This is a genomic window from Chitinophaga sp. SVR4-12A (assembly GCF_056754765.1).
Genome location: NZ_JBPGWP010000001.1, coordinates 3,732,620 through 3,752,643 on the forward strand (window position 1 = coordinate 3,732,620; position 20,024 = coordinate 3,752,643).

19 protein-coding genes and 1 riboswitch are annotated in these 20,024 nt (G+C 49.5%); of the genes, 14 read left to right on the forward strand and 5 right to left on the reverse strand.

What is annotated here, in order from left to right; all coding sequences use genetic code 11:
• Nucleotides 1–150: 150 nt before the first annotated feature.
• The 4 genes from ACR9Y8_RS15260 (at nucleotide 151) to ACR9Y8_RS15275 (ending at nucleotide 3,901) form a co-directional block, all read left to right on the forward strand.
• Nucleotides 151–843 (forward strand): response regulator transcription factor, encoded by a 693-nt coding sequence (locus ACR9Y8_RS15260; protein ID WP_481214107.1) that lies wholly within the window; start codon nucleotides 151–153, stop codon nucleotides 841–843.
• Nucleotides 827–2,191 (forward strand): sensor histidine kinase, encoded by a 1,365-nt coding sequence (locus ACR9Y8_RS15265; RefSeq protein ID WP_481214108.1) that lies wholly within the window; start codon nucleotides 827–829, stop codon nucleotides 2,189–2,191. Before ACR9Y8_RS15260 ends, ACR9Y8_RS15265 begins: the two co-directional genes overlap by 17 nt.
• A gap of 279 nt (nucleotides 2,192–2,470) precedes the next feature.
• Nucleotides 2,471–2,947, forward strand: a complete 477-nt coding sequence (locus ACR9Y8_RS15270) for a hypothetical protein (RefSeq protein WP_481214109.1) — start codon at nucleotides 2,471–2,473, stop codon at nucleotides 2,945–2,947.
• Nucleotides 2,948–2,983: 36 nt separating this feature from the next.
• A complete protein-coding gene (locus tag ACR9Y8_RS15275; protein WP_481214110.1) occupies nucleotides 2,984–3,901 on the forward strand; it encodes a bestrophin family protein in 918 nt (305 codons plus the stop codon).
• 109 nt (nucleotides 3,902–4,010) lie between these two features.
• On the opposite strand, the gene ACR9Y8_RS15280 is transcribed toward ACR9Y8_RS15275, so the two are convergent.
• Nucleotides 4,011–5,114 carry a Fic family protein gene (locus ACR9Y8_RS15280; RefSeq protein ID WP_481214111.1) on the reverse strand — a complete coding sequence of 368 codons (1,104 nt, stop codon included), beginning with the start codon at nucleotides 5,112–5,114 and terminating at the stop codon, nucleotides 4,011–4,013.
• A 290-nt stretch (nucleotides 5,115–5,404) separates the two neighbouring features.
• Between ACR9Y8_RS15280 and ACR9Y8_RS15285 the strand changes: the two genes are divergently transcribed.
• The 3 genes from ACR9Y8_RS15285 to ACR9Y8_RS15295 all read left to right on the forward strand — a co-directional run bounded on the left by ACR9Y8_RS15285 (nucleotide 5,405) and on the right by ACR9Y8_RS15295 (nucleotide 8,882).
• Nucleotides 5,405–6,739 carry a DNA/RNA non-specific endonuclease gene (locus ACR9Y8_RS15285; RefSeq protein ID WP_481214112.1) on the forward strand — a complete coding sequence of 445 codons (1,335 nt, stop codon included), beginning with the start codon at nucleotides 5,405–5,407 and terminating at the stop codon, nucleotides 6,737–6,739.
• A 159-nt stretch (nucleotides 6,740–6,898) separates the two neighbouring features.
• Nucleotides 6,899–7,117, forward strand: coding sequence for a hypothetical protein (locus ACR9Y8_RS15290; protein WP_481214113.1), 219 nt, complete (start codon nucleotides 6,899–6,901; stop codon nucleotides 7,115–7,117).
• 304 nt (nucleotides 7,118–7,421) lie between these two features.
• Nucleotides 7,422–8,882 carry a sulfatase family protein gene (locus tag ACR9Y8_RS15295; RefSeq protein ID WP_481214114.1) on the forward strand — a complete coding sequence of 487 codons (1,461 nt, stop codon included), beginning with the start codon at nucleotides 7,422–7,424 and terminating at the stop codon, nucleotides 8,880–8,882.
• Between the two features lie 2 nt (nucleotides 8,883–8,884).
• Here the strand turns inward: ACR9Y8_RS15295 and ACR9Y8_RS15300 are convergent, their stop codons facing one another.
• Nucleotides 8,885–10,120 carry an MFS transporter gene (locus tag ACR9Y8_RS15300; protein ID WP_481214115.1) on the reverse strand — a complete coding sequence of 412 codons (1,236 nt, stop codon included), beginning with the start codon at nucleotides 10,118–10,120 and terminating at the stop codon, nucleotides 8,885–8,887.
• Nucleotides 10,121–10,151: 31 nt separating this feature from the next.
• The gene (locus ACR9Y8_RS15305) at nucleotides 10,152–10,835 is read right to left on the reverse strand and encodes a FadR/GntR family transcriptional regulator (protein ID WP_481214116.1); all 684 of its coding nucleotides are present in this window, start codon (nucleotides 10,833–10,835) and stop codon (nucleotides 10,152–10,154) included.
• Nucleotides 10,836–11,020: 185 nt separating this feature from the next.
• Between ACR9Y8_RS15305 and ACR9Y8_RS15310 the strand changes: the two genes are divergently transcribed.
• From ACR9Y8_RS15310 to cobC, 7 genes are all read left to right on the forward strand, one after another.
• Nucleotides 11,021–11,671, forward strand: coding sequence for a tetratricopeptide repeat protein (locus ACR9Y8_RS15310; protein WP_481214117.1), 651 nt, complete (start codon nucleotides 11,021–11,023; stop codon nucleotides 11,669–11,671).
• Nucleotides 11,672–12,101: 430 nt separating this feature from the next.
• A riboswitch (cobalamin riboswitch) is annotated at nucleotides 12,102–12,324 on the forward strand.
• Between the two features lie 117 nt (nucleotides 12,325–12,441).
• Nucleotides 12,442–14,394 (forward strand): TonB-dependent receptor plug domain-containing protein, encoded by a 1,953-nt coding sequence (locus ACR9Y8_RS15315; RefSeq protein ID WP_481214118.1) that lies wholly within the window; start codon nucleotides 12,442–12,444, stop codon nucleotides 14,392–14,394.
• Between the two features lie 79 nt (nucleotides 14,395–14,473).
• Nucleotides 14,474–15,067, forward strand: a complete 594-nt coding sequence (locus ACR9Y8_RS15320; protein ID WP_481214119.1) for a DUF6580 family putative transport protein — start codon at nucleotides 14,474–14,476, stop codon at nucleotides 15,065–15,067.
• A gap of 8 nt (nucleotides 15,068–15,075) precedes the next feature.
• Complete coding sequence (gene cobU, locus ACR9Y8_RS15325) at nucleotides 15,076–15,579, forward strand: bifunctional adenosylcobinamide kinase/adenosylcobinamide-phosphate guanylyltransferase (protein ID WP_481214120.1); 504 nt, start codon at nucleotides 15,076–15,078, stop codon at nucleotides 15,577–15,579.
• The gene (gene cobT / locus ACR9Y8_RS15330) at nucleotides 15,579–16,613 is read left to right on the forward strand and encodes a nicotinate-nucleotide--dimethylbenzimidazole phosphoribosyltransferase (protein WP_481214121.1); all 1,035 of its coding nucleotides are present in this window, start codon (nucleotides 15,579–15,581) and stop codon (nucleotides 16,611–16,613) included. The genes cobU and cobT overlap by 1 nt, the downstream gene beginning before the upstream one ends.
• 136 nt (nucleotides 16,614–16,749) lie before the next feature.
• Nucleotides 16,750–17,526 (forward strand): adenosylcobinamide-GDP ribazoletransferase, encoded by a 777-nt coding sequence (locus ACR9Y8_RS15335; protein WP_481214122.1) that lies wholly within the window; start codon nucleotides 16,750–16,752, stop codon nucleotides 17,524–17,526.
• A complete protein-coding gene (gene cobC, locus ACR9Y8_RS15340) occupies nucleotides 17,511–18,068 on the forward strand; it encodes an alpha-ribazole phosphatase (protein WP_481214123.1) in 558 nt (185 codons plus the stop codon). The genes ACR9Y8_RS15335 and cobC overlap by 16 nt, the downstream gene beginning before the upstream one ends.
• Here cobC and ACR9Y8_RS15345 read toward each other — a convergent pair.
• Nucleotides 18,051–19,343 (reverse strand): DUF5690 family protein, encoded by a 1,293-nt coding sequence (locus ACR9Y8_RS15345; RefSeq protein WP_481214124.1) that lies wholly within the window; start codon nucleotides 19,341–19,343, stop codon nucleotides 18,051–18,053. The two genes, cobC and ACR9Y8_RS15345, sit on opposite strands and share 18 nt — an antisense overlap.
• Before the next feature lie 105 nt (nucleotides 19,344–19,448).
• On the reverse strand, nucleotides 19,449–20,024 hold the full coding sequence (locus ACR9Y8_RS15350) for a phosphonate degradation HD-domain oxygenase (protein WP_481214125.1): 576 nt from the start codon (nucleotides 20,022–20,024) through the stop codon (nucleotides 19,449–19,451).

A 20,024-nucleotide genomic window follows, 5' to 3' on the forward strand; every position in this document is an offset into this window, starting at 1 on the left:
TTCCTGGTCCGCACATTTTAACATTTCTTTATAAAAACTGGCTAAAAACAGCTGTGGCAGGCACTTTCACGGGTACAACAGCGCGCATGGCAATGTATTAAGAAACGCGGCTGCCACAGAATTTATTATTTTCACCTAAACCGGAACGGCATGAAGATATTATTGGTGGAAGATGAACCTAACGTGGTATCCCTTATCAAAAGGGGCCTGGCAGAGAACGGGTATGAGATCAGCGTGGCGCTGGATGGCCTCTCCGGCCTTCAGATGACCACGACGAATGATTTTGACCTGATCATACTCGATATTATGCTGCCCGGCATTAACGGCGTGGAGATATGCCGGAACATCCGTAAACAAAATGAGCAGGTGCCTATTATGATGCTGACCGCATTGGGCACTACCGAAAATATTGTGAACGGCCTGGATAGCGGGGCGGATGATTATCTTGTAAAACCATTCAAGCTGGCGGAGCTGAACGCCCGGGTACGTGCCCTGACCAAGCGTATTAAAAGCCTGTCGCCGGAGAATAACCTCCTGCGCATAGCCGACCTGGAGCTGGACACTGTTTCCAAATCCGCAAGGCGCAATAACAAGCAGCTGAGCCTTACCGCCACAGAATACCGCCTGCTGGAGTTCCTGCTCAAACATCAGCGCCGGGTATTATCCCGCATAGAGATCCTGGAACACGTATGGGACATTGATTTCAACCTCGGCACCAACGTGGTGGATGTATATGTGAACTACCTGCGCAAGAAGATCGATAAAAATTTTTCGCCTAAACTGATACATACCGTTGTAGGTATGGGCTATGTAATGAGGGAGCAAGATGAAGATACAGAATAAGATCGCCATACTCTTTACTACCCTGACTGCCGCTATCATGCTGCTGTTAAGCCTGTTCATCTATTATTTTGCCTCCCGCAATACTTTTCAGAACTTTTATCACCGCCTGGAAGTACGGGCCAAAATAGTGGCCCAGGCCGCGCTGGAAAAAGATACAGGCAATACCCACATTTACTTCAGGGTAAAAGAAGAACAGCTGGAAAACCTCCCTTTTGAAAAAGATTATTTTCTGCGCCTGCAACCCGGCACCCGTCAGCTAGCAGAGAAATCTCCCCTGCCGTTGCCTGCTTATTTCTATGAAAAGGTATTAGAAGAAAGCATCGCGCGCTATAACCTGGGAGGCACTTTCTATGTTGGTTACTATCCGGGCAAGGCGCATAATTTTATGGTGATCACTTCCGCCCAGGATGTATACGGTATGGAAGAGCTGGAAGGCCTGAAGCGTGTACTGGTAACCGGCTTCCTGGTATTCACCGTACTGGTGTTCACTGCAGGTAAGCTGTTCAGCCGGCAGATCTTCCAGCCCATACGCGCCATTGTGCAGAATGTACAGAAGATCAGCGCCAATAACCTCCACCTGCGCCTTGATACCGGCAATGGGAAAGATGAGGTATCTGAACTGGCCATCACCTTTAATGATATGCTCAGTCGCCTGGAAACCACCTTTGAATCGCAGAATAACTTTATCAGCAACGCATCTCACGAGTTCAGAACACCGCTTACCATCATCAGCGGAGAAGCGGAGCTGGGCATGCAAAAAGCCGGCGACTCACCAGAGCTGGCGGCCTCTTTTCAGCTGATATTGGGGGAAACAGAACGGCTGGACCACCTGGTAAGCAGCCTCCTGAGCCTTGCGCAAACGGGCTTTGATGGCAAGAAAATGCAGTGGGAGATGATCCGGCTGGATGAGCTGCTGTTGTCTGTGAAAAGCACGGCAGACCAGATTTATCCCGGCAACAAAGTATGCCTGGACTTTAACAGCCTGCCCGATGAAGCCGACAACCTGAGCACAGAAGGCAGCCTTACCTTATTAAAACTAGCCATCAGCAATGTAGTGCTGAATGCCTGCAAATACTCCAACAACCAACAGGTAGTCGTACAGCTCTCCGGTACCCGTAAAGTGCTCACTGTCACCATTACCGACCGGGGCATTGGCATTCCCCAGGCTGAACTGTCGCAAGTGTTTGTGCCCTTCTTCCGCGCCTCCAATACCGGCGATTACGAGGGCTATGGCATTGGCCTGCCGCTAACGCTGAATATTATCCGCCTGCATAAAGGGTCTATTGAAATAGACGCTAAAGAGATGCAGGGAACGACAGTCAAAATTCACCTGCCAGTGAAAGTTTGAGGTTTGAGGTTTGAAGTTTGAAGTTTGAGATTTGAAGTTTGAGGTTTGAAGTTTGAGGTTTGAGGTTCGTTGGAGGTTGGAGGTTTCAGGGCCAGCTATCAGCCTCCGGACTTCTAACTTCTAACGAACCTCAAACCTCAAACTTCAAACCTTCAGCGAACCTCAAACATTCTAATCTGTTTCTAATCTTTTCCTCATCACATTCTAATTCCCCTCTTAGACCGTACTAACCCCGTGGTTGTTCCTTTGCATTATCAAACAATCACAAAAAAACAGTGTATGAAGAATATTTTAATTCCCACCGATTTCAGTGTCCGCTCTCTCGACCTGGTGAAGGCGGCCGTATATGCAGGTATTAATGAGCCGATGAACATCCTGCTGGTACATTGCTTCAAAATGTCTGACGATATCCAGGAGCTGATGGCCCTCTCCCGCCGCAGGAAAGACTACGAGCACATCAGCGATGAGTTCAGGGCCGTTTGTGCAGAGCTGCAGGAACGTTATCCCGCCCGCATCAATGATATCCGGGTAGAATGTTTTTACGGCAGCACTATTGCCGTTTTCAAAAATTACCTGTATGCCAACAAAATTTCCCTGATCATTTATGATGAGCACTTCCGTTTTACCAAGGTGAATAAAAGCAGTATAGACCCGCTGAACATCATCAAAAAATCGGGTTGCGCCCTGCTGCCGCTCACACCCGGCCGTGAGGAGAACATAAGGGTAAAAATATACCAGCCCTCCCAGGCTGTTTAACAGGTACTAATTACTCACTCATTAAAATCGTGTTGTATGCTGCTAAAAGAGAATATTCCTTTTGGTTACGTGTTTGGTAAAATAAAGTATGAGCTGATATGGATAACGATGTATGCCGTAGGCATTGCCATCTACCATAATTTTCATATCACACGCATCTCCATTCCAATCGCTATTCCCGCTATACTGGGCACTGTGATCTCGCTGTTGCTGGGCTTCCGTTCCAACCAGGCCTACGAGCGCTGGTGGGAGGCGCGTATCATCTGGGGCGCCATCGTGAACGATTCACGCAACCTCACCAGGCAGCTGCTCACCTTTACTAATTATTCAGAAGAAACGCCGCCCGAAGTGATCCGCTTCCGGGAGCAGTTTGTCAGAAGGCAGATAGCCTGGTGTTACTCCCTTGGGCAGTCGCTTCGCAAACTGAACCCGATGGGCGGCCTGGACCGCCTGCTGTCCAAGCGGGAGATGGAACATATATCCCGTTACGATAACAAACCGGTAGGACTGCAGGAGCTGCATGCTATGGACCTGGACTATGCCCTGAAACAAGGCTGGATCAACCGCTACCAACAGGTGCAACTGGATAGTACCCTCACCAAGCTGTGCGATTCCATGGGGAAATGTGAACGTATCAAGAACACTATTTTCCCGGCTACGTATAGCCTGTACATACATCTTACACTAAATCTTTTCATTATTCTTTTGCCTTTCGGGTTGATAGAGTTTTTCGGAGTGATAGAAATTCCTCTGGTGGTGGCCATCGCCGCATCTTTCCTGTTAATTGAAAAGATGGCCATCCACCTGCAGGATCCCTTTGAGAACAAACCTACCGATACGCCGGTAACGGCTATTTCGAGGAATATTGAGAAGGACCTGAAGCAAATGCTGAAGGATTGGCAGGTGCCGCAGGCGCCGGAAGTGGAACAGGCAGAAAAGTACTATATATTATGATGCTCGTTTAAATACCCAGTAGCGCAACCGGCTCAGATATGAAAGATATTTGGCCGGTTTTTTTTATTCAGAACACTATAAGAATAATCATTCCAAATTTGCCCTGCACTCAAAAGTTTATTGAGTAGTGAATGCTACGTGTTTTCCCTTCGCTTATCAGGGCCCCCAACTCAACGAGCTCCTGCAGATCCCTTGTTGCAGTGGCTTTTGAGGCCCGGGTAATGGAAATATATTTCCGGGCAGTCATCCCTCCTTCAAATCCTTCAGGGCCCGCCTCTAACATTTTCCTGATTACTTTCAGCTGACGGTCGTTCAGGTTATTCTTAAAGCGGTCAAAGAATCTTGTTCTCATGAGGGTCAGATCTATGAGCTGCTTCGTCTGTTTCTGCGCCTCCAATACGGTATCAACAAAGTATTTCATCCAACCGGTCACCTCATTGCTGCGCTGTGCTATTTCCAAAGCGGTATAGTACGCACTTCTATTGCTCTCAATGGTGGCCGACAAACTTAGCAAAACCGGCCGGCCTATAGTTTGCGATAATGCTTTCTCTGCGATTGCCCTTCCTATACGGCCATTACCATCTTCAAACGGGTGAATGGATTCAAAATATAAATGTGCTATGGCCGCACGGACAGCTGCTTTCCCTATCTCTTTTTTTCCCATCGGAGCGGTTTCATTGAACCACTGAATAAATCTGTCCATTTCATAAGGCACTTTCGATGAAGGAGGCGCTTCAAAATGCACTTTTTCGTTTCCGATGCTACCTGACACCACTTGCATTGGAGCTTCGTCTTTACGCCACACACCAAGATTTATTCCTTTACTGTGTTGCAATAATACCCTGTGCCATTCGAAGAGCTTTTCTTTTGTTAGCTCTTCCTTATAAGTATTTCTTACATCAACCACTAATGCACTGACGCCTTGCGCCCTTTTATCTTTAACTGGGTCAAGGGTTACATTCAATCCAAACTGGTTGCGAATAGAAGATACTACGTCCTGGCGACTTATATACTCTCCTTCAATCGCAGAAGTTTTAATCGCTTCTGCGATCAGCGTATTGGTAATTGCTTCCAACCGCATCTCTTCGGGCAACGTGTTCAGCATACCACTCACATGCCCTGTTTCCTGTGCAAAAGCCAAAAGCACATCCCCGATTACACCTGGATCAAACTTAAAATCCGGCCAATCCGGTTGTTGCCAATTGTATATCATCTGCCTTTTATTTGAAGCGTATGAGCCGATTATTTACTCAAATCGGCTCAAATATAGGCAAAATATGAGCCGATTATCTATTCAAATCGGCTCACAAAAATATAACATGTTAATTATCAACACATTCAACATCTAATAAACAACGGTATACTTCCTTCCTTCAAACTTAAAATTTTGTTAATACCCACTTACCGGCAAATCCCTTCGCCTCTGTGTACTTTACAAAACAATCGAAAAACCGATTCTATCCGAGCAAACTGTTTCGTTCACTATCATTAAAACACACCCTCATGAAAATCCAGGTACGTTATGCCTTCCTGCTGGCTATTCTGTTTGCCGCATGTAAAAAAGAAACTATTGAGCCCATCCAACCGGCGCCCATTCAAAGAACAGCGGGCACCGAAGCCGTAGTAACATTATCCGAAAACTTTGAGTCAGGTATTAAAACAGCCTATGCCGCTGGCGACGTATCATTGAGCAGTGGCTCGTGGTACTTCGACGATGCCTTGATCGGCAACCTGGCAGCAGACGCCAAGAGTGGTACCAAGTCTGTACGTATCCGCAATACCGGTAGCATCACCATGAACTTCAATGGTAGCGGCGCCAGCACCATTACCATCCGCCACGCCGTATATGGCAGCGACGGCAACAGTACCTGGCAGCTTTGGGTTTCTACCAACAATGGCAGCAGCTATTCCCAGGTAGGCGGCACAGTTACCAGCTCGTCCACTTCACTGCAAACTGCTACCTTCAATGTAAATATCACTGGCAGCTTCCGCTTGTCTATCCGTAAAGTGTCTGGCGGCAGTAACCGTATCAACATCGACGACGTTTCGGTAAGCACGGGCGACAGCAGTGGCGGCAGCGGTACACCCGGCGATGACGACAACATGCTGCTCGGCAATCCCAGCGGAGCTGTTGCCAGCATTTCTTTTCCTGCTAATTACCTGATGGTAAAAGCTTACTACTCGCTTTCCTATAACCGTGACCGTGGTACCCCTAACTGGGTAAGCTGGCACCTGAGCAGCTCCGACATCGGCAGCGCTGCCCGCCAGGATGATTTCCGTGCAGATGCCACCCTACCCTCCGGTTGGTACCAGGTAGGCGCCACCAGCTACTCCGGCAGCGGCTTTGACCGTGGGCATAACTGTCCTTCCGGAGACAGAACCTCATCTGTTAGCGCTAACTCCGCCACTTTCCTGATGACCAACATGATCCCCCAGGCGCCTAACAACAACCAGCAGACCTGGAACAACCTGGAAAGCTACGGCCGATCACTGGTAAGTGCAGGTAATGAAGTATACATCATCATGGGTAACTATGGCCAGGGCGGCACCGGCAGCAACGGCACCGTGAATACTATTGACAATGGACATATCACTGTACCTGCCCGCGTTTGGAAGGTACTGGTAGTGCTGCCCAATGGTTCGAATGACCTGAGCCGTGTTAGCGCAAGCACCAGGGTAATAGCCGTGAACACCCCTAATATCAACAGCATTAGCAGCGACTGGAAGCAATACAGAACTTCTGTGGATGCTATAGAAAGCGCAACCGGGTATGATCTGTTGTCAAATGTTCCGGCAGCTGTGCAGCAGGTAATAGAGGCGCTGGTAGATAATCAGTAAAAAAGGAACCCTGCAGGTTTTGTGTAATGCATGCGGCCTGCAGGGTTTACTATGTTTGATACAAAAATTATCACTCCAGAGAATAAACTATTTACTACCTTAGCATTAGTTGCCTGTTGCCTTACTTCTCTCTACTTGTAAAGGACTAAAGCAATTTAAATGATCACACAAGTACAAGCAGCGTATTTGTTAGCCTTACAAAAAGAATTTAACCCGAAAATACAGGCAGTAAATTTAGCTGACGAGAAGATCAAATGGAACCTGATATCACCAGATGATGATGATGGGAACTTCTTGTTGAAATTAACAATAGCAGAAAGAAGTCTTTCAGAATATCCCTTCATCACCAGGAAAATATCACCAAAACCGGGCTTCTGAGAATAGACTTTAACAGCGGTCATAGAAATCCGGAGGTGATCAATTCTTTTGTACCGGAATTCCTCCATAAATATGCTGGACAATGGTTCCTTAATGAGCCACATATTAAGACCCCGAAACCTTTAAAAAAATGGTGGCGTGATCCATCATCCCATTTGCCTTACCTCCTCGTACAATTAATCCAACCCCCCGCCGCTACCAGGTGCAATGTGAATCCTATCCGGAACGCAGTGCCATCCGTCGCCACTATTTCCATTTCCCCGCAATCTTTCCTATTTTAAGCTTCCTTTATAAAAACCGGCAGATGAAAAACATACTCGCGTCATTACTGGCTATCGCTATCATAGCGGCCTGCTTTAGCTTTAAGAAGCCTTTAGCTCCTGCAGAAAAGCCCAATGTCATTATCATCTTTATGGACGACATGGGCTATGGCGACCTGGAGTGTTACGCCGGAACTCCCTGGCGCACACCCAATATTAACCAGCTGGCAGCCCAGGGCATGCGCTTTACTTATTTCTATGTTGCACAAGCGGTATGCTCTGCTTCAAGAGCGGCTCTCTTAACAGGCTGCTACTCCAACCGGGTAGGCATACACGGTGCGCTTGCGCCCAACAGCCCTATTGCACTGGACACCAGCGAACAAACCATAGCAGAAGTATTGAAAAAACGTGGCTATACCACCGGCATGGTGGGTAAATGGCACCTGGGCCACAAAGCCCCTTATCTGCCATTACAGCAAGGCTTTGATGAATACCTGGGACTCCCCTACTCCAATGATATGTGGCCGGTGAATTATGACGGCAAACCTTATGCAGATACTTCCAAAAGCTGGCGGGCTAAATATCCGCCACTGCCTTTGATAGAAGGAAATAAGCCGGTGAAGATCATTAAAACACTGGAAGACCAGTCGGAACTGACCACCATGTATACGGAGCGAGCCTGCAGCTTCATCAAAAAGAATAAGAACAAGCCCTTCTTTCTGTATATGGCGCACAGCATGCCGCATGTGCCTATCGCAGTTTCCGGCAAATACGCAGGCAAGAGCGGCGACGGACTGTTCGGCGATCTGATGATGGAAATTGACTGGTCTGTTGGGCAGATCATGAAGACACTGGACGAAACAGGATTGAGCAAGAACACCCTGGTAATCTTTACCAGTGACAACGGCCCCTGGCTTTCTTATGGCAATCATGCCGGCGGTACCGGTGGCCTGCGGGAAGGCAAAGGCACATCCTGGGAAGGCGGTATCCGGGTGCCCTGTATCATGCGCTGGCCCGGACAAATCCCCGCCGGCACTGTGTGTAACAAAATGGCTGCTACAATAGACCTGTTGCCTACCATCGCGCATTTCTGCGGCGCGCCGCTACCCGAAAAAAAGATAGACGGCGTAGATCTGCATACTTTATTATTCAACCAGGCAGGCGCCAGTCCGCGTAATGAACTGGCCGTGTATTATGAAGTGAACAGCCTGCAGGCCATCCGCAAAGGCCCGTGGAAACTGGTGTTTCCACATAAATCCCGCACCTATAAACAGAACCTGCCAGGCTATGATGGCTGGCCAGGCGATCAGCCCAATGTAAATACACCGCTGGCCTTATATGATCTGCGCCATGATCCGGGAGAAACACTGGATGTGCAGGCACATTTTCCTGAAGTAGTAAAGGAGCTGGAAGCGCTGGCAGCCAAATACCGTCAGGACCTGGGCGATGATCTCACTGGTCAGGCGGGACCTGGCCGCCGCACTGCAGCTAAAGTGAATAACTAAAATTATGCATGCTTGCGCTCCACATTGGGCAAGAACCCGGTGAGCAGCCCTATCAGTGGCAACCAGGCGCAAACATGGAACACATGATTAATACTGGTGTGGTCTGCCAGGCGCCCCAGCACCGCAGATCCGATACCGGCCATACCAAAGGCAAGGCCGAAGAACAGACCGGCTATCATACCTACTTTGCCCGGTACCAGTTCCTGTGCATATACCAGGATAGCGGAAAACGCAGACGAGAGTATAACGCCAATGAACACACTCAATACTGCTGTCCAGAAAAGGCTTACATGCGGCAACAGGATCGTGAAAGGCGCTACCCCCAGGATGGAGATCCATATCACGTATTTACGCCCGATACGGTCGCCCACCGGCCCGCCGATGAAAGTCCCTGCCGCGATGGCAAACAGGAAGATGAACAGGTACAGCTGCGCGCTTTGCACGGAAATATGGAACTTGTCTATCAGGTAGAAAGTGTAGTAATTGGTCATGCTCGCCATATAGAAATACTTGGAGAAGATCAGCACCAGCAGTATCACCAGGGCAAAAGCCACCTTGCCTGCGGGTAAGGCCACATGCGCATCGCCTCCTGTTTTGCGCTTAGGCTTTACACGATGCCGGTTGTTCTTATACCAGCCGGCGATATTCAGCATCACCACGATAGCCAGCAGTGCAGCCAGCGAAAACCAGATCACGTTGAACTGTCCGAATGGTACGATAATCATTGCCGCCAGCAAAGGCCCCAATGAGCTGCCTGCATTGCCGCCCAGCTGGAAGAGGGATTGTGCCATACCATGCCGTCCGCCGGAAGCCATATAGGCCAAACGCGATGCTTCCGGATGGAACACGGCAGAGCCCATGCCCACCAGCGCCACAGCTATCAGTACAATATAAAAGCTATGCGCGAGCGACAGGCAGATGAGACCCGTCAATGTAAAGCCCATCCCGATGGCCAGTGAATAGGGTTGTGGACGACGGTCGGTGAAAAGTCCCACCAGGGGTTGTAAGATAGATGCCGTCATCTGGAAGGTAAGCGTGATCAGCCCGATCTGTGTAAAGCTGATATGCAGTGAATCCTTTACTACCGGGTAAATGGCCGGTATCAGGGATTGAATAGTGTCGTTCAGCAAGTGTGAAAAACTGAGGGCCAGCAGTATGGAGAAAACCGTTTTCTCTGCTGCGTCTCTGGCCGCGGCTGGTATGGCCGCTGTTGCTGTGTCTTTTGTTCCCGTTTCCATAATAATTTATGCTGTTGATCTTTATAGGTTATTACTGCTCTTTTTCCACCATGTGGTCTGTAATGCGGGAAGCCCATTGCCAGGCTTTCTCCGGGTTTTGATCGATGATGCTTTTAAGCAAATGCTGATGCAGCTGCTGCGTTTCGGTAAATGATCTGGTAGAGGTAAATATTGAAACGAAATGCTTTTTCAGATGCTCCGCCACGGTACTGTACAAGTCTGCCAGGATGCTGTTGCGGGCTGCGGCAGCAATGCTGCGGTGAAAATCTATATCCGCCTGTATACACTCCTCTACGTTATTGGCCAGGGCAGCTTCTTTCCGCTTTTTCAGGAAGTCCTGCATCTGTTCTATGTCCTTTTCCGTACGGTGCAGGGCGGCTTTTTGGGCGATCTTCAGTTCCAGCAGCTGGCGCACTTCGTTCAGGTCCTCGAACTCGGCGCGTTTCAGGCGTTGCGACCAGGGCTCTGCGTGGTCTGATACCGCCTCAACAAAAGTGCCCAGTCCCTGTTGTACGCGTAGTACCCCGGCATTAGCCAGGATGCGTACCGCTTCGCGGATGGTGGAGCGGCCTACGCCGAACTCCTGCATAAGGGCAGGCTCCGGTGGCAGCCTATCCCCGGGTTTATACTGGCCCAGGGAGATCTGTTGCTGTAAGCGCTGGGCAACTTCGTCGGCCAGGCTTAATCTTTTTATGGGAGGTAATTGACTCATCATATCATCTGATGTTTCAAAGGTAGGGAGAATAGTTGAAAGTTAAAAGTCCATGGCCGATGGTCCATCCTCCATGGCGTATCCCGTTTATGGGCAGCTAACTTATCATAAACGGCCAATCCATGGACCACAGACTATGGACCATGGACTAATTTCCCTACCTTTGCAGCCTCATTGAAGATTATCGGATGAAAGCATTTAACTTTTTTATTCTATACAGGCTGCCGATCGGTATCCTGCTGTTGATAGGCGGTATAGCGCTGGGCGCTACCGTAGGTTGGTGGGAAGCTACTATTCCCCTGCTGCTGGCCCTTATCTGCCTGGTAACCCATTTTATGTTCGGCCCCATGCGCCTGGTACAGGAAGCTGTAGAGGCAGGGGATGTGGAAAAGGCAATGGGCCTGATGAATAAAGTGAAATTCCCCAAGCTGCTGTATAAACCCATCCGCTCCGTATACTATTTCATGCAGAGCAACCTGGCCATGCACAACCAGGACCTGGATAAGGCAGAAGCTGCCGTTCGCCAGAGCATCAAAAGCGGCAGCCCCATGAAAGAGTACGAGGGTATGCAGTATTTCCAGCTGGGCACCATCGCCTACCAGAAAAATGACCTGAAAACTGCTGATCAGAACCTGAAAAAGGCAGTAAGACTGGGCCTCCCCGATAAGGAGAATACAGCCGCTGCGCTGCTCACCCTGGCTTCCATTGCCATGAGCCGCCGCGACTTTAAATCTGCTAAAGATCTGTTCCGCCGCGCGAAGGCACAGAAACCTACTACCGCACAGATCGTAAGCCAGATCAAAGAAATGGACAAGTATATCTCCCGTATGCCGGGTTGATGCTAATAGTTATTTATAACTGGAAGGGGTGTATCGGTTGCGATACACCCTTTTTTATGCCCCTTGCAGCCCTCCGGTTGCATCCGGATAGCACCCGGGTTACTATTTGTCCCGTTAATGTCCCATACCTCTCACATAGTCGTCACATGCCTTTTAGAGGAATGGGACATCTATGAGACTGGATTGGAACGGTACCAGATGAAACCGTCACCCAGATGCTACCCGAATGCAGCAAACAGGCTGCAACATGCAATAAATGACGAACGCTACACCTGTTTAGATGCAGGCGCCAGCCATTATTGTGGTAGTATTTTACCCGCCTTATCCTTGCACTATCCTTGCTGTATCCTTGCTGTATCCTTGCTCTATCCTTACTCCCCGGGCATTTTGCTAAAATAATATCAGGTTTGAGAATTCCTCATTTTGCTTTAGGTTTGCTCCCGCATTTGGTTCCCGATGATGAAATAATCGGGATTAAAATGGGAATCCGGTGTAAATCCGGAACTATCCCCGTAGCTGTAATCCTGCCTCCCGGCTAAAACCGGGCTGTGATTTTCCGGAATACTCCATACCACTGTCCGCCAGCTGGCGGATGGGAAGGTTTCCCGGAAAAGCAGGAAAGTCAGAAGACCTGCCAGGTGTTTCAACATCATTAAACGCTTTCGGGTGAAAGGCTAAGGATGTATGCACCTGCAAGGGTGCCTGTATTCTTTCTTTTTAACATCTCCGGCAGCGCATACCAGTTATTTTTTTAAAGCTTAAACAGTTTTATGCGCAGGAAACTTTACTCCTTTATCCCGGCTGTTGTCATGCTGATGGTTTACACACATGCCAATGCCCAGGACTCATCCCACGCCAACCATTTAAACGAAGTGGTAGTAACGGCTACCAAATTTGCAAAGAGAGCAGGCGAGAGCGGCAAAGTAGTGACCGTGATCTCATCTGATTACCTGCAAAAGAACAGTGGAAAATCCCTCAGCTCCATCCTTAACAGCCAGGCAGGCCTGGTAGTGAACGGAGCCGAAAATGCCCCCGGCACCAACCAGGACCTGTATATGCGCGGGGCCAGCACGGGAAACACCCTGATACTGATAGACGGCATCCCGGTAAGCGATGCATCGCAGATCTCCAATGCCTTTGATCTCAACTTTATACCGGTTACGCAGATAGACCGTATCGAGATCCTCCGCGGCAGCCAGTCTACCCTCTATGGTTCTGATGCCGTTGCGGGTGTGATCAATATCATCACCAAAAAACCGGGCGACAGCAAAGTAGGCATCAGCGCAAATGGCGCCTGGGGCACTTATAAAACCCGGCAGGGCGGCGCAGGCGTGAACGGCAGCGTTGGTAAATTCTCCTACCTGGGCGGATACCAGTACCTGAAAACCGATGGGTTTTCCTCTGCTTACGACAGCCTGAATACCGGCAATTTTGACAAAGACGGCTTTAAACGCCACAGTGTATTCGGTAAAATAGGCTTCCAGGCCACCAATCGGTGGAAATTGCAGTACATGGTGAACTGGAGCGATTATAAAGGCGGCCTGGATGAAGCAGCCTTTACCGACGACCAGGACTATAACATGCAGAATAAATACCTGCTGAACACCATCAGCAGCCGTTACGATTTCAATAAAGGCAGCTGGACCATATTGTACAGTTATCAACGCAATAAGCGCCACCTGCAGAATGATTCCGGCTATATCGCTAAATCAGATTTCCCGAGCAAGTACTACGAAGGCAATTTTGAATCCAATACACACCAGGCAGAAACCTACGTAAACTGGGATATAACCAAAGAGCTGCAACTATTAGCGGGCGCTGAATTCCGTACGTCTAACACGGATCAAAGTACGCAGTTCGTTGATGAGTTCATGGCCTATCCTCCCAGCAAACTATCACCCGACAGTGCCCATGCGCGCCAGTTCAGCCACTATGCGTCACTGCTGCTGCATAACCTGGGCGGTTTCAACCTGGAACTGGGTGGCCGTTTCAATTACCATAACATCTATGGTAATAACCAGACCATCTCTTTCAACCCTTCTTACCTGATCAACAACAGGCATAAGGTATTCATCAACATCTCATCTGCCTATAAAGTGCCTACGCTGTACCAGTTATATTCTGAGTACGGTAATAAAGACCTGCAGCCGGAATCTTCCATCAACTACGAAGGCGGCTACCAGGGCGCGCTGTTCCAGGACAAAGTGAACCTGCGCGTTGTAGGTTTCCAGCGCGAAACCCGCGACCTGATCATTTTCTACACAGAACCGGTTACTTACCGCAGCTACTACCGGAATGCCGACAAACAAAAAGCTTACGGCGGAGAGCTGGAAGCGAGCTGGCAGATCGTTGGCGGCCTGAACCTGAGCGTCAATTACACCTATGTAACCGGTAAGCTCACCCAGCAGGACACCAGCTACTACAACCTCTACCGCAGGCCCAAACATGCCCTGAATGCAGAACTGGGTTACCAGGTAACGCCAGGCCTGTACGTAAGCGCGCAATACAAATACATCAGCAAAAGATGGGAAAGCGTATTCGGGAAAGGCGACCTGCCGCTGGGCGACTACTATACCCTGGGCGCATACGCGGAATATAAACTGGGACAGTTTTTCAAAGTATTCGGTGATTTCCGCAATATTACCGATCAACAATACTTTGATGTGAGAGGATATACCGCCAGGAAGTTTAATTTTACGGCCGGAATGGCAATTAATTTATAAATTACGCTAAATGCTGAACGCCTAAGGCATACGCATTAAGCGTTCAGCATTTAACGTTAAGCGTATTAAATCATCAATCATGTCTCTCAGGAATCTTAATCCGCGTTTAAGTGTGCTGCTGCTGTTCATTGCAGCCGCAGGTATATTGAGGATACTAGGAGAAGGTCATGTTACCCCCTATTCCAACATCAGCCCTATTGGCGCTATGGCCTTATTTGGCGGCGCTTATTTTAACAACAACTGGAAATCCTACCTGTTTCCGCTGCTCACGCTTTTCATCAGCGATGTAGTAGTGCAGCAGCTTTTCTACCCGGATTTTGCTAACGGCGGATTGCTTTACCAGGGCTGGGCCTGGACTTACCTCGGCTTTGCAGCTATGGTGTTGGCCGGACAGCTGATCATCAAAAAAGTGAACATCGGCAATATCGTCATAGCGGCAGCTGCAGCAGCGGTAGCACACTGGCTGATCGCTGATTTCGGCGTGTGGCTCGGCGGCTGTACAGACCCTACCACCGGTAAATTATATACGAAAGACGGCGAAGGCCTGCTCAGATGCTATGCCATGGCCGTTCCCTATATGAAATTCATGTTCATTGGCAACGTTGTTTACGGCGCTATCTTCTTCGGAGGATTTGAACTGATGCAACGCAGGTTTGCCGCCCTGGCAAAATAAGTCGAACTATGATCCAATTGATTACAGGAGGCGCCCGTTCGGGAAAAAGCAGTTATGCACAACAACTGGCGCTGTCACTGGCAGAAGACCCCGTATATGTAGCCACCGCCAAAATATGGGATGATGATTTCGGAGCGCGTGTAAAGCGGCACCAGCAAGACCGGGGCCCTGAATGGACCAATATCGAAGAGCAATTATATGTTAGCCTCTTACCGCTGGAAGGACGGGTAGCCGTTATCGACTGTGTTACCCTCTGGCTGACCAACTTCTTTATGCAACATCATCAGGACGTAGACACCGCCCTGTATAGTATACAACAGGAAATTAACGCCCTTACTAAAAAGAACGCCACGATTATTATAGTGACCAATGAGATCGGCATGGGCGTACATGCAGACACCGATACCGGGCGTAAGTTCACCGACCTGCAAGGCTGGGCCAACCAATACATCGCCCAGCGCGCACAAAAAGTGGTGTTAATGGTATCGGGTATACCCGTAACAATTAAATAATGAACATCTCTCCTCTTTCCCGCGGGCTGGCATCAGCGCTGCAGGAAAAAATTGACCAGAAAACCAAACCGCCGGGATCACTTGGCAGGCTGGAACATATTGCCCTGCAGGCAGGTCTTATCCAACAAACACTGGAACCGGCTATCACTAAACCTACGATCGCCGTATTTGCGGGCGACCATGGCGTTGCGGCAGAAGGGCTCGTCAATCCTTACCCGCAGGAAGTAACGGCGCAGATGGTATATAATTTCCTGCACGGAGGAGCCGCCATCAATGCATTGTGCCGCCAGCTACAGATAGAGCTGGTGATCGTGGATGCAGGCGTGAACCACAATTTTCCCTCCCATCCCATGCTGAACCACTGCAAGATCGCATACGGCACCCGCAACTATCTCCACGAGCCCGCTATGACAATAGAAGAGTGCGAAAAGGCCATGGAGGCAGGCGCAGAGATCGTACAGGGCATCCACCAGCAAGGCTGCAATACCATCGGCTTCGGAGAAATGGGCATTGGCAATACTGCTGCGGCTTCACTGCTGATGAGCTGCTTTACCGGTATTCCTATTGAAGAATGCACTGGCGCAGGTACAGGCAGCACATCCAAACAGATCGCACGGAAGATCGTGATCTTACAGGAAGCATTGAACCGTCACGGCGTGCCCGAAGATCCGATAACCATACTGGCCACCTACGGCGGTTTTGAAATAGCCATGCTATGCGGGGCTATATTACAGGCTGCAGCCCTGAATATGATCATCGTGATAGATGGTTTTATTGTTACCGCAGCTTTGCTAACGGCACAACGCTTACAACCCGCTGTAACAGACTATTGCATCTTCGCACACAGCTCTCATGAAAAAGGCCACCGCGCCATGCTGGAGCACCTGCAGGTGAGCTCCCTTTTACAACTGGATATGCGCCTGGGCGAAGGCACCGGCGCAGCCCTGGCGATGCCCATCATACAATGCGCAGCAGCCTTTATGGAGCAGATGGCCAGCTTTGATGACGCACAGGTTTCAAACAAAACAACTTAAGGTTTGAGGTTTGAAGTTTGAGGTCTGAGGTTCGTTAAAAGGTTAAAGGTTCCGGGGCCGATAACCGGCCTTAAACGTCCAACATCTAACGAACTTCAGAACTCAAACTTTAAACATCAAACGCTATTTATTGATTATGCGACGGCAATGGCTCTTATTACGTACCGCCATCATGTTCTATACACGTATCCCTGTGGGCGGCAACATGGGCCACGGGCTGGATCTGTTGAACAATGCTACCCGCTATCTGCCTCTTATCGGCTGGATCACCGGCGGCGCCATGGCCCTGGTGCTGTGGGGCGCCAGCCAGATCGCTCCCTGGACCATCAGCATCCTCTTTTGCCTGGCTGCTGCTATCTGGATCACCGGCGCTTTTCATGAAGATGGCTTTGCAGATATGTGCGACGGATTTGGCGGCGGCTGGACCAAAGAAAAGATCCTGCTTATCATGAAAGATAGCCGTATCGGCACTTTCGGCATGCTGGGGCTTGTGCTGCTAATGCTCCTGAAGTTTTATGCGTTACAATCTCTGTCCCTGAAACAGGCGCTGCTGGCTATTATCATTGCGCAACCGCTAAGCCGTTTCGTGGCGGTTACCATCATCTATACACTTCCTTACGTAAGAGAGAACGAAGACAGCAAAGCAAAACCTGTGTCCAAAGGTATCAGCGGCTGGGAGCTCACGCTGGCTGGTTTCTTTGGCCTGCTGCCGCTGATCGTGATCATCCTCCTTTTCCAACACTATATACTGATCCTCCTGCTGCCCGCATTGTGGTTGGTACGCGCCTATATGAGCCATAAAATGCGCCGCTGGATTGGCGGCTATACAGGCGATTGCCTGGGCGCTGTACAGCAAGTTAGCGAAACAGTTGTATATTTGTTGCTTTGCATTGCAGCATGGATATATACCTGATCCGGCACACCACGCCGGCCATTGAACGAGGCACCTGTTATGGATTTGCGGACCTGGATGTTGCCGACACCTTCACTGAAGAAGCTACCCGCGTAAAACTACTGCTACCCGGCAAACCTTTTGCCGTATATGCCAGTCCGCTGCAACGCTGCAGTAAACTGGCCCGTTTCCTGTTTGAAGATAATTTCACGCAAGACGATCGTCTGAAAGAATTGAACTTCGGCGACTGGGAGATGAAGCGCTGGGATGATATCGGCCCTAATGCCCTGCAGGCCTGGATGGATAATTATGTATATGCACGTGTGCCGGGCGGAGAAAGTTATGAGGACCTGTATAAACGCGCCGTGGAGATCTTTAATGAAGTGATTGCCCGCGGAAAAGATGCCGTGCTGGTTACCCACAGCGGCGTGATCCGCTCGCTGCTGGCCTATGTAACCAACACTCCGCTCGAACGGTCTTTTGAATTGCGTGTAGAGTACGGGCGTATCGCGCGCTTACAGGTGGAGAATGGAAAAGTGGAGCTCTTAGGGGTGAACGAGTGAAGCAACAGTGGCGCTGCCCCTGTATTTCCTCCTGAAATAGCGGTAGGCGCCCAGCATCAGGCATATTCCCAATACAGACATGCCCAGCACCATATCCATAAAGAAGCGGCTCCAGGAAAGCTGTAGCCTGCTGAAATTCTTTACCAGCAAAATGCTTACGCTGCCCAGGTAACCAAATGAATCTGCCACATAGATAATGAAGCCCACATTGCTCACATACCTGAACGTAGCAATCATTCTTTCAAAAAAGATACAGTTAAAGGGAATATAGCCCATATACAATCCAAGCCCCGTCATGGTCATCCAGGTAACCGGCCCAATCTGCTGCTGCATGAATAAGAGGCAGCTGGCTCCTGCTATTACAAAACCAGCGATCACGATCACGAAGTTGAACATGAATGCCTGGTAATTGTCCTTTATAAATACTAACAATCCCATTATGCCCAGGATCACCAGTGATACCGGCACTTCCGTTTGTGTGAAGATACCTGATTGTTCTCCCATACCCAGCTCCTGCCAGATGTTGGAAGCAAAGTTATCGCGCATATCGCGCAACATGGTCAGCAACACATAACTCAGGATGCAAAGCGTTAAGCCCGGCAAAAACTGCTGCAAAAACTGCCAGCGCTGATGTTTGTCCATGGGTTCTCGTCGCGTTCTTAAGGCCTCGTCTGTAGCTGAAGGCGGGGGAATCTGTTCCAGCAGCATTACAAAGATGATCATGGGAACCATGAAGATCAGCCCTGTAACAAAAGGCATCCAGCGTTCGCTAATGCCCCAGTCTACCATCACCATCATACCAGCCGATTTTACAAAACCGGATGAAAATATAAAGCTGATAGACAGTACAGATCCCATGAACTCTGTGCTCTGCCTGCCTTCCAGGTAGCTGAAGACCAGGCCCCAGATCATGCCCAGCGGAAAGCCATTGAGGAACAGGAACACGATATTAAAAGGGGCTGGCACTACTGCAAACAGCAATAGCGCCAGCCAGGAAAAAAAGATCAGTATAACAATACTGCGCGCTCTTTTAGCGCCCTGCATCTCAGCAATAAAGCGAATGCCATAAAACTTACTGGCGGCGTATCCCATGGTCTGGGCAATCACCAGCCAGATCTTGTAATCTATGCCCAGGAAGCTGACACCTTCAAACAGCGCTACAGCAAACGGTTTGCGAAAGGCATACATACAGGAGTAAGTACCGAATGATACCAGCGCGGCGTACAGTGCAAAGGTGAACTGGTCTGTACGTTTTAACCGTTGTTGGATCCACATAATGGTTGTCAGTTGTTAGTTATCAGTTGTCAGTTGTTAGTTATTAGTTGTCAGTTACTAGTTATCAGCTATACAGTTCCAGCATTTGCTGACAACTGTCAACTATCAACTGACAACTGTTACTAAGTGTTTTATGGCCATCTGTTTAAAGCGCGACAATTCAGGCAGCGGCTGATCCGTTTCTTTTGCCAGATCATCCCAGGTGCGGAGGCGAACCATATCTGCAAACAGCGGATCTGCTTCAAACGCGGCAGCTTCTGTTGCCGTCATCGGGCCTCCCTGGAAGGCCAGCGTTTGCTTGCTGGCCGGCGACAACTGTTCATAATATGCGGGATGCTTGTAGGTGAGATAGCGTTTAGCCGCTACATGCGATCCTACCAGCCGGGCCAGCGTATCAGAAAAACCGCAGCGCTGCAGGTAGATGCTGCCCCATTGCTCGTGGTCCTGTACGCCGTAGCCGTCCATGGAGCTCTTTCCATCCAGCTCGCACAGGTGGCCTATGTCATGAAAGAAAGCCGCCAGGATCACTTCTTCCGTGGCGCCCGCCTGTTCGGCCAGCAAAGCCGCCTGGTACATATGCTCCAGCTGTGACACCGGTTCGCCTATATAATCTGCCGCGCCGTATTGTTTATACAGGGCAAACACTGCTGTTGCTATTTGCTGCGCTTGTTCCAGTTGCAT